Origin of the sequence: Streptomyces sp. NPDC059398 (genome assembly GCF_042751845.1) — a bacterium.
Classification (GTDB): domain Bacteria; phylum Actinomycetota; class Actinomycetes; order Streptomycetales; family Streptomycetaceae; genus Streptomyces.
This window is the reverse complement of sequence record NZ_JBHYWP010000053.1, coordinates 5,537-19,012: the sequence shown is the minus strand read 5'-3', so window position 1 is coordinate 19,012 and position 13,476 is coordinate 5,537. Positions and strand designations below refer to the sequence as shown.

The window sequence follows — 13,476 nt, the reverse complement described above, 5'->3', positions numbered from 1 at the left end:
GCCTGGGTCAGGCCTGGTGCTTCGAGATGTAATCGGCAGCGTCGCCGACGGTCTTGAGGTTCTTGACGTCGTCGTCGGGGATCTTGACGTCGAAGCGCTCTTCGGCGGCGACGACGACCTCGACCATGGACAGCGAGTCGACGTCCAGGTCGTCGGTGAAGGACTTGTCCAGCTGGACGTCCTCGACCGGGATGCCTGCGATCTCGTTGACGATCTCGGCGAGACCCTCGACGATCTCTTCCTGCGTGGCGGCCATGTTGGCGCTCCTTCGATGTGTAGCGGTGTGTGTCGGGGACTGCTCGGGGTGTTCGAACGAACCGGATTACTCCGGAATGCCCTAGGGGAGGGTAACGACAGTCGCGGCGTAGACGAGACCCGCCCCGAAGCCGATGACCAGCGCGGTGTCGCCGCTCTTCGCCTGACCGGTCGCCAGGAGCCGCTCCATCGCGAGCGGAATCGAGGCGGCGGAGGTGTTGCCGGTGTTCTCGACGTCACGGGCGACCGTGACATGGTCCGGCAGCTTGAGGGTCTTCACCATCGAGTCGATGATCCGCATATTGGCCTGGTGCGGGATGAAGACGTCCAGGTCGGCCGCGGCGATACCGGCGGCGTCCAGCGCCTGCTGGGCGACCTTCGCCATCTCGAACACGGCCCAGCGGAAGACCGCCTGGCCCTCCTGCGTGATCGCCGGGAACTTCTCGCGGCCCTTGCCGTCGCGGTAGTCCGACCACGGCACGGTCTGCTTGATGGTCCCGGCCTTGTCGCCCTCCGAGCCCCACACCGTAGGGCCTATGTGCGGCTCCTGGGAGGGGCCGACCACGACCGCGCCCGCGCCGTCGCCGAAGAGGAAGGCCGTCGCACGGTCCTCCAGGTCGGTGAGGTCGCTGAGCCGCTCGACGCCGATGACGAGCACGTACTCGGCGGAACCCTCGACGACCATGCCCTTGGCGAGCGTCAGCCCGTAGCCGAAGCCGGCGCAGCCCGCCGAGATGTCGAAGGCCGGCGCCTTCTCGGTGCCGAGCTTGTGGGCGATCTCGGTGGCGATGGCCGGGGTCTGCGCGAAGTGCGAGACCGTCGACACGATCACGCCGCCGATCCGGTCGGCGGAGATCCCGGCGTCCGCGATGGCCTTGCCGGATGCCTCGATGGACATCGCGGCCACGGTCTCCTCGTCGGACGCCCAGTGGCGGGTCGCGATGCCGGAGCGGGAGCGGATCCACTCGTCGGACGAGTCGATCGTCTCCAGGATCACCTCGTTGGGCACGACCCGGGTCGGGCGGTAGCCGCCGACCCCCATGATCCGCGCGTACGGGGCGCCCTGGCTGGGCTTGATCTTCGCCATGCTCTCTCGGGCTCCTTAGGCCCCCGCCGCGTCAGCGGCAGGTGATTGGGTCTCGGCGATGAGGGCGCGAGCCGCGTCGAGGTCGTCGGGCGTCTTCAGTGCCAGCGTCCGCACGCCGGGCATGGCGCGCTTGGCGATGCCCACCAGCGTGCCACCGGGGCAGACCTCGATGAGCGCGGTGGCGCCCAGCTTCTGAGCGGTCTCCATGCACAGATCCCAGCGGACCGGGTTCGAGACCTGGCTGACCAGCCGGGCGACGACGTCGGGGCCGGTCGCGACCGCCTCGCCGTCGGCGTTCGAGAGGTACGGGACCGTCGGGTCGGCGACGACCAGGTCCTGCGCGGCCCTGCCGAGTCCGGCGACCGCCGGCGCCATGTGGTGGGTGTGGAAGGCACCCGCCACCTTGAGCGGCATGACCCTGCGCACCCCCTCCGGCTTGTCGTCGACGAGCGCGGCGATCTGCTCGGCGGTGCCCGCGGCGACGATCTGGCCGGCGCCGTTCACGTTCGCCGGGGTCAGCCCGAGCTTCTCCAGGTGCGGCAGCACGGTCTCCGGGTCGCCGCCGAGCAGCGCGGCCATCCCGGTCTCGGTGACAGCTGCGGCCTCGGCCATGGCCAGTCCACGGGTCCGTACGAAACCGAGGGCCGCCGCTTCGTCGAGGACGCCCGCGAACACCGCGGCCGGGATCTCGCCGACGCTGTGTCCCGCGACGGCACCGGGCACGAAGTCACCCAGCGCGGAAGCGGACAGCAGACTGGCCGCGACCAGCAGCGGCTGGGCCACCGCGGTGTCGCGGATCGCGTCCGCGTCGGCCTCCGTGCCGTAGTGGGCGAGGTCGAGCCCGATGGCGTCCGACCACGCGGCGATACGGTCGGCGGCACCGGGGAGTTCGAGCCAGGGGGTCAGGAAGCCGGGCGTCTGAGCGCCTTGGCCGGGAGCGACGAGTACGAGCACCCTCACACTCTCTCTTGTGGACGGCCCCTGACGCCCGTGGGGACAGGGACGAAGAACCGCCGGGGGAATTGTTGGTGTCCGACAAAAGTCTAGAGGTGCGTATCCCCGTCGGCCAGGCGCCCCAGGATCAGGGCGATGCGCAGAGTGAACGCGGAGCGCACGTCGGAGGGTGACCAGCCGGTGACGTCGGTCACACGTCGCAGCCGGTAGCGGACGGTGTTGGGGTGCACGAAGAGCATCCGGGCCGCGCCCTCCAGGCTGCTCGCCTGCTCCAGATAGACACTCAGCGTTTCCAGGAGGGCCGAACCCGCCTCCTCCAGAGGTCTGTAGATCTCCTCCACCAGCTGCTCGCGCGCCGAGGGGTCGGACGCGATGGCGCGCTCCGGCAGCAGATCATCGGCGAGCACCGGGCGCGGCGCGTCCTGCCAGGCGTAACCGGCCTTGAGCCCGGCCGCCGCCGCCTGCGCGGAACGGGTGGCCGCCAGCAGGTCGGGCACGATCGGCCCGGCGACCACCGGACCCGCCGCGTACGGGCCGATGAGGGCCTTGGCGACCTGGAGCGGGTTGTCGTTGCCGCCCGCGATGACGACGAGCCGGTTGCCGAGCACCCCGGTCAGCACCTGGACCTTCGCGTGGCGCGCGGCGCGCCGGATCGCCTCGACGGTCAGTTCGCTGTCGCCCTCGGGCGCGGTGCCGAGGATCACACAGACATGGTCGGGCGAGTTCCAGCCGAGCGCGGCGGCCCGGGACACCGCGCCCTCGTCGGCCTCGCCCGACAGCACCGCGTTGACCACCAGCGATTCGAGCCGGGCGTCCCACGCCCCGCGCGCCTCGGCGGCCTGCGCGTACACCTGGGCGGTCGCGAAGGCGATCTCCCGGGCGTAGACGAGCAGCGCCTCGCGGAGGATCGACTCGTCGCCGGGGGCCGCGACTTCCTCGATCGCGGTCTCCATGACCTCGATGGTGGTACGCACCATCTCGACCGTCTGCCGCAGCGTGATGGCCCGGGTCAGCTCGCGCGGAGCGGTGCCGAAGACATCGGTGGAGATCGCCTGCGGGGCCTCGGGGTGCCGGAACCACTCGGTGAACGCCGCGATCCCGGCCTGCGCGACCAGACCGATCCAGGATCGGTTCTCCGGTGGCATGGCCCGGTACCACGGCAGCGTCTCGTCCATCCGGGCGATGGCGTTCGCCGAGAGCCGGCCGGAGGACTGCTCAAGACGCTTCAGAGTCGCGGCGTGCGGATGTTCGGGAGGGGGTCCGGGCTGCGCGGAATCGGGTCGGGGCACGTGGACAAGACTGCCTTATCCGGACCCGGGCATGGCGTGGCGGGGCTACGGTGGTCGGCGTGATGGATGTACGGCGCTCCGGCGAGCGCTACCGCGGAGGCGACGCCGCGGCCGGTATCGACTCCCGCCACGCCTTCTCGTTCGGCACCTTCTACGACCCGGACAACCTGCGCTTCGGACCGGTCCTGGCCTGCAACGAGGAGCGGCTCGCGCCCGGCGCGGGCTTCGACGAACACCCCCACAGCCATACCGAGATCATCACCTGGGTGGTCGAGGGCGAACTCACCCACCGCGACTCGACGGGCGCCGCCACGGTCGTACGCGCCGGAGACGTCCAGCACCTCTCGTCGGCCGGCGGGGTACGCCACGCGGAACGCAACGAGGGCCCGGACCCGCTGGTCTTCGTCCAGATGTGGCTGTCACCCCTGGAGCCGGGCGGCGACCCGTCGTACGCCATCGTCCGCGGCATCGCGGACGCCACCCCGTACGCGGTCCCGGCTTCGGGTGCGCTGCTCTCGGTCCGCAGGCCGTCCCCCGGCGAGCGCGTTGCGGTGCCGGACGCGCCCGGGGTGTACCTGCACGTCGTACGGGGCGAAGTGCGGCTGGGGGAGACGGGGTTGGGGCCGGGGGACTCGGTGCGGATCACGGGGCCCGAGGGCCTGGAACTGGTGGCGGCGACGGCCGCCGAGGTGCTGGTCTGGGAGTTCTAGCGGACCCCGTCAACGAAGGTCTGCCAGGCTGCGGCGTGCACGAACAGGGTCGGACCTGCGGGGTTCTTGCTGTCTCGGACCGGCACGGTGCCGCGGAGGCCGGCGGCCACCTCGACGCACTCGCCGCCGGTGTTGCCGCTGTACGTCGACTTACGCCAGGTCGCACCGCCGGTCACTGTGCACTCGACGCAGTCGCCGCCGTTGGTGCCGCTGTGCGAAGACTTCCGCCAGCACGCTCCGGTCAGGTCATCCCTGGTCTCCATATCGTTCCTCCATCACCCGAGCGATCAGTACCGCCGAGTCCTCGGGGGAGAGGGCGGTCGCTTGCAAGCGAGCGTAACCGACCGAACGCTCTTTGATCACTTGCGGATTGGCCGTCATATGGCCCTGATCGTAGCTTTCCACGTAGAACAGGTCAGGGTCGTTGTCGAACCGGAGGAGGTTGAACGACCCCATCAAACCGGTGTGTTGGCCGACTGAGAACGGGAGGACCTGGATCTGCACCCACGGATCGTGACGGAAGTCCAACAACCGGGCCAGTTGCCTGCGCATGACGTCCCGCCCGCCGACTTCCTGAAGCAACACGGCCTCGCTCAGGATGACCCAGAGAGCGGGCGCATGCTCGCCCTCCAGGATTCTCTGACGCTCCAGCCGGGCGGCCACCATCTCGTCGGCCTTGCTCGGATGGTCGACACGGAGCAGCGCCCGCGCGTACTCCTCCGTCTGGAGAAGCCCGTACACCAACTGCGTCTGGTACGTGGAGATGTAGGCCGCACGCGCCTCCATGTCGGCATACGGCTGGAACCAGGTCGGCAGCTGGCTGCGCAGGACCAGGCCGACCAGGCGGGAGAACACGCCGTCCGTGCCGAGTGCCGCGTCCACGCGTTCGGCGAAGTCGCGGGTCGGGATCTTCTTCGTGGTCTCGATCTGGCCGATCAGGGAGCCCGTGCAGAAGATGATGTCGCCGAGCTGCCCCTGTTTCAGGCCGGCGGCCTCTCTCTGCCGGCGCAGTTCCCAGCCGAAGTAGTCCAGCGGCGAGGCACTGGGGTCGAGCGAGTGGATGTTGGCCACGTGGGCACCTCCGGCCTGCAACGCCGCCCGGCGTTCGGTTCAGTACGTAGCCGAGCGTAACCGTCGCATTGCACCCTGGTGACATGAATGACGTAACTGCTTCCCCGGCGGACCACGCGGAGCCGACCTACCGCGCCGCCTTCGCGGTGAGTGAGCACTCGGCGCTCCATCTGCGGCGCATCCTGCGCATGTACCTCACCGGCTGGGGTCTTCTCGACGTGGCCGACGTGGCCGAGCTGGCGCTCACCGAGCTGATCGCGAATGTCGTACGGCATGTCCCGGGGCGCCTCTGCCAGACGTGCATCCTCTGGCTCCCGGGCCGTGGCGTGCGGATCGAGGTCGCGGACGGGTGCCCGCACCTGCCCAGCGCGGCTGTGGGGGATGAACTCGACGAGGGCGGGCGGGGGCTGGTCCTGGTCGATGCCCTCACCGACAGCTGGGGCGTGGAGCCGCGCCATGACGGGTGCGGCAAGACGGTGTGGTTCGAGTGCCTGACCGCGAAGGCGGCGGATGTACCGGAGCCGGGGGAGGCCGGGGTGACAGCGGTCCGTTGAGTTCTCCGGGTGGGAGGAGCCTCAGGCGGCGCAGGGCGGGTGGTAGGGCAGTGAGCCGCCGACGTAGCGCCGCCATTGCCTGGCGGTGAGGATGTTCCTGGTGTCGGCGCAGATCCGGTGGGTGATGGTGTCCGTATCCAGTCCCCACAGCCGGACCGACTCGTCCAGGCTGCCGGTGGCCAGGGTCCGGCCGTCCGGGCTGAACGCCGCTGACCAGACACCGCTGTTGTGCCCGGTCAGCGGCTCGCCCAGGGATGTGGAACGGTCCGGATCGGACACGTTCCACAGGCGCACCGTCCCGTCGAAGCCTCCGGATGCCAGCATCTTGCCGTCAGGGCTGTACGCGACCGTCCGCACGGCGCTCGTGTGCCCTTCCAGGGGGCGGCCCCGGGGCTTGGGGCGGGCCGGATCCGATACGTTCCACAGGCGGACGGTGAAGTCGTAGGTGCCGATGGCCAGGGTGTGTCCGTCCGGGCTGAACGCCAGCGAGGCCGCCTGGGATCCGAGGGTCAGAGGGCGGCCCAGAGGTGCGGGAAGGGCGGGGTGGGAGACATCCCACAGCCGGACTGTCCTGTCGTTGCTTCCCGATGCGAGTGCTCTGCCGTCCGGACTGAACGCGACGGACCAGATCTGACCGGTGTGGCCTTTCAGAGGCTCGCCGAGGGGCGCGGGCCGGGAGGGGCTGGTCACGTCCCACAGACGCACCGTGCTGTCGTCACTTCCCGAGGCGAGGGTCCGGTTGTCCGGGCTGAAGGCGAGAGTTCCGACATTGCCGGTGTGGCCTTTCAGCGGTTCGCCGAGGAGTTGGGGCTCGGCAGCTGTCGAGACATCCCACAACTGCACCCCTCCCTTGATGTCTCCGGCGGCCAGTGTGCGCCCGTCGGGGCTGAGCGCCAGCGACATGACGGAACGGATGTGGCCCTTCAGCGGCTTCCCCAGGGACTTGGGCCTGGATCCGGCCGATACCCTCCACAGCCGCACCGATCCGTCTCCGCCCCCGCCCGTGGCAAGGAGGCGTCCCTGCGAGCTGAACGCCACCGAGCTGACAGTAGCGGTGGCGCCGGTGAGGCGGGTGGAGGGGAGATTCCACAGCCGGACCGTCCTGTCGTAGCTGCCGGTTGCCAGGGTGTGCCCGTCCGGACTGAACGCCACCGAGGCCACGATGCCGGTGTGGCCGGCCAGGGCCCGGCCGATGAGGATGTGCCTGTCGGGATTGGACACGTTCCACAGCCGCACGGTCGAAGCCCCGTTTCCCACCGCCAGGGTGCGGCCGTCCGGGCTGAACGCCACCTGGGTGATGACGTTCTTGTCGCTGTACAGGGGGCTCCCGCGGAGCCGGGGCTTTGCGGGAGCCGACACGTCCCACAGGCGCACCGTGCTCTGACCGCCGCCCCCGGTGGCGAGGGTGTGCCCGTCGGGGCTGAAGGCGACGGAGGTCACGGTGCTGGTGTAGCCCTTCAACGGGCTGCCCAGGGGCACGGGACGGGCGGGACGGGAGACGTCCCACAGCCGGACCGTCCTGTCGGCGCTCCCCGAGGCGAGTGTCCTGCTGTCGGGGCTGAAAGCCAGAGAGGAGACATTGCCGGAGAGGCCCCCCAACGGGGAACCCAGGGGTTCGGGCCGTGAGGGGGCGGAGATGTCCCACAGTTGCACCGTGCCGTCACCTCCGCCGATGCTCAGCAGATGGCCGTCCGGGCTGAACGCCACCGACGAAACGCCCCTGGTGTTTCCCCGGAGAGGCTCACCGAGCAGGGTGGGACGCGCGGGGTCCGACACATTCCACAGCCGTACGAAGGAGTCGGTGGATCCGGCTGCCAGGGTGTGCCCGTCCGGGCTGAACACCACGTCGTTGACGGCGCCGGTGGTGGCGCCCTTCAGAGGGCGCCCCAGGAGTCGGGGCCGGGTCGGGTCCGCCACGTTCCACAGCCGGACGGTCGAATCCCAGCTCGCGCTGGCGAGCGTCTTCCCGTCCGGACTGTACGCCACCGTGCTGACACTGCCCTTGTGACCGAGGAGGGGAGTGGACAGCGGATCGTCCCCCGTGTCGACGAGCCGTGTGTAGGTCTCGTCGCCGGGCCTCATACGGTGGGCGACGAGCAGCAGTTGGGCCGACAGGGACGCGTCCTTCGTGTGCAACTGGTCCGCCTCGGAGACCACTCTGTTGTAGACGGCGAGGTCGCGCTGGTGCAACGCCTCGCCCTGTTGCTGGAAGGCGAATACCGCGGCGCCGGAGGTAGCCAGCACGAGCACCGCCAGCACGGCGACAAGTGCGGTACGGAGGCGGGTCGTCCGGCGCCTTGCCCTGGTGCAGGCCGCGAGGAAGGCCTGTGCCGTGCCACTCAGAACTCCGGGGGAGGACGCTGCCCAGACGCGTGCGACCTCCAGTCGGCTGCCGCGGTAGAGCAGGGACGCGTCCCGGTGATCGTGGTCCCAGGTGAGCGCGCTCTCCTCCAGGCTCTGGCGGGTCAGCCGGTCCGCACGGTCGGTCTCGATCCAGTCCCGCAGCCGTGGCCAGCTGTGCAGCAGGGCCTCGTGGGTGATCTCCACGATGTCCTGCTGCTGGGTCAGCAGCCGTGTCCGGGTGAACGCGTCCACGACCGGCCCCGCTTGAGCGCCGTAACTCGCCAACTCGCCCTGTGACAGCCGCCTCCGGACGTCCTCGGTCCCGTCTCCGACCTTGACCATTCGGAGGAAGAGCGACTGCGCCACCAGCTGCCCGGCCGCGTCCAGACGGGAGTACACGTCTTCGGCGGTCGTCGCGACAGCGTGCTGGATACCACCGGTGGCCTGGTAGCCGCGCACGGTGAGGGTGGAGCCGTGGCGCTGCTGCCAGCTGCCCCGTAACGCGTGAGCCAGCAGGGGCAGCCGCCCGGCCTCGTAGCCGACGGCTCTCTCCCCGTCCGCCCCGGCCGAAGCACCCAGGTCCCGCAGCAGCAACTCGACAAGCCCGGTCTCGATATCGAGGCCCACACTGCGGGCCGGATACAGGATCGCTTCGCGCAACTCCACGTCCGACATGGCCCCGACCACCAACGGGGCATCCTGTAGCGCGGTACGCAAGACCGGGAAGTCGACACAGGCCGCGTAGAAGTCCGCCCTGATGCCCAGCAGGACCAGCCCAGCCTGGCTCGGCACCGAGCCTGCCGCCGGGTCCGCCGCGGTGCCCGCCTCCGGACCTGCCTGCCCGTCACCGCCCGCGATGCGCCCGAGCAGGTCGACGAAGAGGTGCCGCTGCCGGTCGTCACCGCACAACGTGAAGAGTTCCTCGAACTGGTCCACCACCAGGAGCACCCGCGCCTCCCGGTCCCCGTCGCCGACACGGCGGCGCAGACCTTCGGACAGTACGGAGACGCACTGGCGCGGGTCGGCGGTCAGCGTCCTGGCCAGCGCGTCAGGGCGAGTGCCCGCCAGCGAGGCGAGTTGAGCGGCGAGGGCCCCCACCGGGTCGGCGGTCGGGGTGAACACCAGCTTCGGCCATCGGTCGGAGCCCGGTAGGGCGCCCTGATCGAGCCTCGGCAGCAGACCGGCGCGCAGCAGTGAGGACTTGCCCGCCCCGGACGGCGCCACGACCGTCTGCGCCCCACCGGTACGCCGGCGCTGATCCAGACGGGCCGTCAGCTCTGCGATCAGCCCGGCCCGTCCGAAGAACCACCGGGCCTGTTCCGACCCGAACTCGGCAAGCCCCGGATAGGGACACTCGGGCGCCGGCCCGCCCGCCGCGACATCGCGCTGCCCGTGTACACCGTCGGCGTAATGGAAGTGCTGGTCCCGGGCGGCCTGGTTGATGGTGGCGTGCCCGGAGGCATCGGCCCGGAGGTGGACCTCTTCACCTGGGGCACGCGAGGCGCCCGGGGCACGCGAGGTACCTGAGGTGCGCGAGGCACCCGAGACCCCTGAGGCACCCGAAGGGCCGGGATCAGGCGCCTCCGGGTCCCGGCCGGGACTCACAGCTCACGCCTCCGTGATGTGCTGGTCCCGCCCCGCCTGGTACACCCGGGCATGGCCCGACGCCCGTGCCGACATCGTGGTCGAGGTGGTCTGCGTGGTCGCGGCCAGCGCGGGCTCCAGCTCGTCGGCCAGCAACCGGCGCAGTTCGACGGCTACTTCGGGATGGGAGAGCAGCAGGCTGCGCAGCCGCCCCTGCCATGCGCCGACCACATCCCGCTCGGCCTCGCCGTCCCCCGTGCGCCGGGCGGCGAGCACCTGCGAGCGGGACTCCTCCAGTTCGGCGCTCACGGTGTCCGCCCGCTCCGGATGCAACCGCCGCCACAGCCCGGTCACGGCGGCCTGTGCCCGCTCCCACCCCTCTGTCGCCAGTAACTGCACCACGGTCGTGGCCGCCGTGGAAGTAAGTGCCGTCAGCTCCGGATCCACCCCGTACCCCCCAGTACTCGCACGTCGCCTCTCCTGCCTACCGGTAGGGACGGCCCGTGCGCCAGCCCCAGGAGTGGTCGGATGCTGTGCGGATCGCTGTCAGGACCGGAGTTCCGCCAGCACCGCATCCGTGAACGGCGGCCAGGCGTCGACCGCCCACGGCCCGAAGTCCCGGTCGGTCAGCACCGCACAGGCGGCCCCCGCCTCCGGGTCGACCCAGAGGAACGTACCCGACTGGCCGAAGTGGCCGAAGGTGCACGGGGACGACGAACTGCCCGTCCAGTGCGGGGACTTGGTGTTACGGATCTCGAAGCCGAGGCCCCAGTCGTTCGGGTTCTGGAGACCGTAGCCGGGCAGCACACCCTTGAGGCCCGGGTGGACCACCGACGTGGCGTCGGCGACCGTACGCGGGTCGAGCAGCCGGGGCGCCTGGAGCTCGGCGGCGAACCTGGCCAGATCGTCGGCGGTGGACACACCGTCCTTTGCGGGCGAGCCCTCAAGGGATGTGGCCGTCATCCCGAGCGGTTCGAGCACCCCTTCGCGGAGGTACTCGGCGAAGGGGATGCCGGTGGCCGCGGCGATGTGGTCGCCGAGCGCCTCGAACCCCGCGTTGGAGTAGATCCGGCGCTCACCGGGGGCCGCCATCACCCGGTCCTCGTCGAAGGCGAGCCCGCTGGTGTGGGCGAGCAGATGGCGGACCGTGGCCCCGGGCGGACCCGCGGGCTCGTCCAGCTCGACCGCCCCCTCCTCGTACGCCATGAGCGCGGCGTACGCGGCGAGCGGCTTGGTGACCGAGGCGAGCGGGAAACGCCGCCCGGTCGGGCCGACCGTACCGGCGACGGTGCCGTCCGCTCGTACGACGGCCGCGGCCACCGCGGGTACCGGCCAGTTCTCGGTCATCGCCAGGCTCTTCATGAGGGACGAGCCTAACTACAGCGTCAGACGCATCGCGGGATCGGGGGTCCTGACGAACCCGAGCGAGGTGTAGAGCGGCTCGCCGTCCGCCGACGCGCGCAGGTCGACCCTGGGCACACCGCGCTCCCGGAACCAGCCGAGCAGCGCCTCCATACAGGCGCGCGAGTACCCCCGGCGGCGCATGTCAGGATCGGTCGCGACGCTGAAGACGTAACCGCTCGCGCCGTGCGGGTTCCCGGGCCCGCCGAGCCGGTACTCGACCGTGCCGACCACGCAGGCGGCGAGGCCGCCGTCCGGCCGGTCGACGACGAACGCGGTGAGATCCGCCGCGGGGTCACCGAGCTTCCCGCGGAGCGTTTCGACGGCGGCGGGCTGCCAGCTGATGTCCGGGTGCGGTGCGCCGGACAGGGAGTCCTGCATCAGCTTGCGCAGGCGTACGAGTTCGACGGCGTCATCGGGGTGCGCGCGGCGTGCGGTGCTCATGGTGCGCGAGGCTACGGGAGCCGCCGCCGAAGTTCTGCCCCTATTCGCTTGCCTGGAGTGCACTCGAAGGATCTAGCGTTGGGGTTGTCGCGAGGACGAAGGAGCGAGGACGAAGGAGCTGGGGGAGCGCATGACTGTGACCGAGACCGAGACCGACACGGGGCCGGCGCCGGAGACCGTGCACCCCTGTGCGACCGCGCCCGCGTCCACGGCGGACAGGCTCCCGGACGGGCGGGACCAGTACACGATCAGCCAGGTCGTCGCGTTCACCGGTCTCACCGCGCACACCCTGCGCTGGTACGAGAGGATCGGGCTGATGCCGCATGTCGACCGGTCGCACACCGGCCAGCGCCGCTTCTCCAACCGCGACCTGGACTGGCTGGCCTTCGTCGGCAAACTGCGGCTGACCGGGATGCCGGTCGCCAAGATGGTCCGTTACGCCGAACTCGTACGCCAGGGCGTGGACACCTTCGAAGAGCGTCAGGAGCTGCTGCAGGAGACCCGCAGGGATGTGCGGCTGCGCATCGCGGAGCTCCAGGACACGCTCTCCGTACTCGACTTCAAGATCGACTATTACGCGGACGCCCGGCGGGCGTCGGAGAGGTACTGAACCTGATGAGCATCGAGAAGATCGACAGGGTGCGGCTGGGCCAGGACGGGCCCGAGGTCGGTGTACAGGGCTTCGGCGCCATGGGCATCAGCGAGTTCTACGGGGACACCGACGAGGCGGCGGCCAGGGACACCCTGGAGGCCACCGTCGAGGCCGGTGTCACGCTGATCGACACCGCGGACATCTACGGGCAGGGCGCCAACGAGACGTTCCTCGCGCCGTTCGTCGCCGCACACCGCGACGAGATCACGCTGGCCACCAAGTTCTCCATCGAGCGGCGCGCCGACGACCCGCACTACCGGGGCGTGCGCAACGACGCCCCGTACATCAGGCAGGCCGTCGAGGCGAGCCTGCGCCGGCTGGATGTCGACGTCATCGACCTCTACTACATGCACCGCCGCAACCCGGACGTGCCGCTGGCCGAGTCCATCGGCGCGATGGGCGAGCTGGTCGCCGCGGGCAAGGTCAAGTACCTGGGGCTGAGCGAGGTGACCGGCGCCGAGCTGCGCGAGGCGCACGCGGTGCACCCGATCACCGCCGTGCAGTCCGAGTGGTCGCTGTTCAGCCGGGACGTGGAGCGGAGCCTGATCGGCGCGGCAGCCGAACTCGGCGTGGGCATCGTGCCGTACTCGCCGCTCGGCCGGGGCTTCCTCACCGGCTCCTTCGCGGACGCCTCCAAGGAGCTCGCGAGCGGCGACTTCCGGCAGTTCCAGCCCCGCTTCACCGGGGACAACGCCAAGGCGAACGCGGCGCTCCTGGAGCCGGTGCACAAGATCGCGGCAGCGCACGGTGCGACGGCGGCGCAGGTGGCCCTCGCCTGGGTGCAGCAGCGGGCCGAGGTGCACGGGCTGTCGGCGGTCGTGCCGATCCCCGGCACCCGCAAGCGCACCCGGCTCCTGGAGAACACCGGCGCCACCCGGCTGCGGCTGACGGCCGATGAGCTGGCGCAGCTCGAACCGATCGCGGCCGAGGTCAAGGGCGACCGCTACCCGGACATGTCGTCGACGTCGGCGGCGCGCGAGTAGCCGTACCGGCCACCGGCCACGGAGCCGGACACCTGACGACGGAGTCCGGATACCCGGCTACGGAGGGGGGCCGCCCCCCCGCGGGCCCCAGCCGCCGCCACCGGGTCGGGGTACAGGTGCCGCCCCCGCGAGGGCCTAGTGGGGGGGGT

General features: G+C 70.7%; 14 protein-coding genes. 4 read left to right on the top strand and 10 right to left on the bottom strand.

Annotated features, from left to right (window positions below):
- Window positions 1–7: 7 nt before the first annotated feature.
- The 4 genes from ACFXBC_RS19805 to ACFXBC_RS19790 form a co-directional block, all read right to left on the bottom strand.
- The gene (locus tag ACFXBC_RS19805; protein WP_385025615.1) at window positions 8–256 is read right to left on the bottom strand and encodes an acyl carrier protein; all 249 of its coding nucleotides are present in this window, start codon (window positions 254–256) and stop codon (window positions 8–10) included.
- Window positions 257–337: 81 nt separating this feature from the next.
- Window positions 338–1,342: a ketoacyl-ACP synthase III gene (locus ACFXBC_RS19800; protein ID WP_385025613.1), complete on the bottom strand. Its 1,005-nt coding sequence runs from the start codon at window positions 1,340–1,342 to the stop codon at window positions 338–340.
- Between the two features lie 15 nt (window positions 1,343–1,357).
- Window positions 1,358–2,296: an ACP S-malonyltransferase gene (locus ACFXBC_RS19795; protein ID WP_385025720.1), complete on the bottom strand. Its 939-nt coding sequence runs from the start codon at window positions 2,294–2,296 to the stop codon at window positions 1,358–1,360.
- 89 nt (window positions 2,297–2,385) lie between these two features.
- Window positions 2,386–3,585 carry a PucR family transcriptional regulator gene (locus ACFXBC_RS19790; protein WP_385025611.1) on the bottom strand — a complete coding sequence of 400 codons (1,200 nt, stop codon included), beginning with the start codon at window positions 3,583–3,585 and terminating at the stop codon, window positions 2,386–2,388.
- 62 nt (window positions 3,586–3,647) lie between these two features.
- Between ACFXBC_RS19790 and ACFXBC_RS19785 the strand changes: the two genes are divergently transcribed.
- On the top strand, window positions 3,648–4,295 hold the full coding sequence (locus tag ACFXBC_RS19785; RefSeq protein ID WP_385025715.1) for a pirin family protein: 648 nt from the start codon (window positions 3,648–3,650) through the stop codon (window positions 4,293–4,295).
- On the opposite strand, the gene ACFXBC_RS19780 is transcribed toward ACFXBC_RS19785, so the two are convergent.
- Window positions 4,292–4,558, bottom strand: coding sequence for a DUF397 domain-containing protein (locus ACFXBC_RS19780; protein ID WP_385025609.1), 267 nt, complete (start codon window positions 4,556–4,558; stop codon window positions 4,292–4,294). The genes ACFXBC_RS19785 and ACFXBC_RS19780 overlap by 4 nt on opposite strands.
- A complete protein-coding gene (locus ACFXBC_RS19775) occupies window positions 4,542–5,366 on the bottom strand; it encodes a helix-turn-helix domain-containing protein (protein WP_385025605.1) in 825 nt (274 codons plus the stop codon). Before ACFXBC_RS19775 ends, ACFXBC_RS19780 begins: the two co-directional genes overlap by 17 nt.
- Window positions 5,367–5,449: 83 nt before the next feature.
- Here ACFXBC_RS19775 and ACFXBC_RS19770 point away from each other — a divergent pair, with 83 nt between their 5' ends.
- Window positions 5,450–5,920 carry an ATP-binding protein gene (locus tag ACFXBC_RS19770; RefSeq protein WP_385025602.1) on the top strand — a complete coding sequence of 157 codons (471 nt, stop codon included), beginning with the start codon at window positions 5,450–5,452 and terminating at the stop codon, window positions 5,918–5,920.
- Between the two features lie 21 nt (window positions 5,921–5,941).
- Here the strand turns inward: ACFXBC_RS19770 and ACFXBC_RS19765 are convergent, their stop codons facing one another.
- The 4 genes from ACFXBC_RS19765 to ACFXBC_RS19750 all read right to left on the bottom strand — a co-directional run bounded on the left by ACFXBC_RS19765 (window position 5,942) and on the right by ACFXBC_RS19750 (window position 11,692).
- Window positions 5,942–9,868, bottom strand: coding sequence for a hypothetical protein (locus ACFXBC_RS19765; protein WP_385025599.1), 3,927 nt, complete (start codon window positions 9,866–9,868; stop codon window positions 5,942–5,944).
- Between the two features lie 3 nt (window positions 9,869–9,871).
- Window positions 9,872–10,294 (bottom strand): hypothetical protein, encoded by a 423-nt coding sequence (locus ACFXBC_RS19760; RefSeq protein WP_385025596.1) that lies wholly within the window; start codon window positions 10,292–10,294, stop codon window positions 9,872–9,874.
- 99 nt (window positions 10,295–10,393) lie between these two features.
- Window positions 10,394–11,209, bottom strand: a complete 816-nt coding sequence (locus ACFXBC_RS19755; RefSeq protein WP_385025593.1) for a serine hydrolase domain-containing protein — start codon at window positions 11,207–11,209, stop codon at window positions 10,394–10,396.
- A 15-nt stretch (window positions 11,210–11,224) separates the two neighbouring features.
- Window positions 11,225–11,692 carry a GNAT family N-acetyltransferase gene (locus tag ACFXBC_RS19750; RefSeq protein ID WP_385025590.1) on the bottom strand — a complete coding sequence of 156 codons (468 nt, stop codon included), beginning with the start codon at window positions 11,690–11,692 and terminating at the stop codon, window positions 11,225–11,227.
- Between the two features lie 130 nt (window positions 11,693–11,822).
- Between ACFXBC_RS19750 and ACFXBC_RS19745 the strand changes: the two genes are divergently transcribed.
- Both ACFXBC_RS19745 and ACFXBC_RS19740 read left to right on the top strand, forming a co-directional pair.
- Complete coding sequence (locus ACFXBC_RS19745; protein ID WP_385025587.1) at window positions 11,823–12,302, top strand: MerR family transcriptional regulator; 480 nt, start codon at window positions 11,823–11,825, stop codon at window positions 12,300–12,302.
- 5 nt (window positions 12,303–12,307) lie between these two features.
- Window positions 12,308–13,327: an aldo/keto reductase gene (locus ACFXBC_RS19740; protein ID WP_385025584.1), complete on the top strand. Its 1,020-nt coding sequence runs from the start codon at window positions 12,308–12,310 to the stop codon at window positions 13,325–13,327.
- Window positions 13,328–13,476 lie beyond the last annotated feature (149 nt).

Coding starts and splice junctions, on each gene's coding strand:
- ACFXBC_RS19805 (WP_385025615.1), bottom strand. CDS start 256: ATGGCCGCCACGCAGGAAGAGATCGTCGAGGGTCTCGCCGAGATCGTC.
- ACFXBC_RS19800 (WP_385025613.1), bottom strand. CDS start 1,342: ATGGCGAAGATCAAGCCCAGCCAGGGCGCCCCGTACGCGCGGATCATG.
- ACFXBC_RS19785 (WP_385025715.1), top strand. CDS start 3,648: ATGGATGTACGGCGCTCCGGCGAGCGCTACCGCGGAGGCGACGCCGCG.
- ACFXBC_RS19780 (WP_385025609.1), bottom strand. CDS start 4,558: ATGGAGACCAGGGATGACCTGACCGGAGCGTGCTGGCGGAAGTCTTCG.
- ACFXBC_RS19770 (WP_385025602.1), top strand. CDS start 5,450: ATGAATGACGTAACTGCTTCCCCGGCGGACCACGCGGAGCCGACCTAC.
- ACFXBC_RS19755 (WP_385025593.1), bottom strand. CDS start 11,209: ATGAAGAGCCTGGCGATGACCGAGAACTGGCCGGTACCCGCGGTGGCC.
- ACFXBC_RS19750 (WP_385025590.1), bottom strand. CDS start 11,692: ATGAGCACCGCACGCCGCGCGCACCCCGATGACGCCGTCGAACTCGTA.
- ACFXBC_RS19745 (WP_385025587.1), top strand. CDS start 11,823: ATGACTGTGACCGAGACCGAGACCGACACGGGGCCGGCGCCGGAGACC.
- ACFXBC_RS19740 (WP_385025584.1), top strand. CDS start 12,308: ATGAGCATCGAGAAGATCGACAGGGTGCGGCTGGGCCAGGACGGGCCC.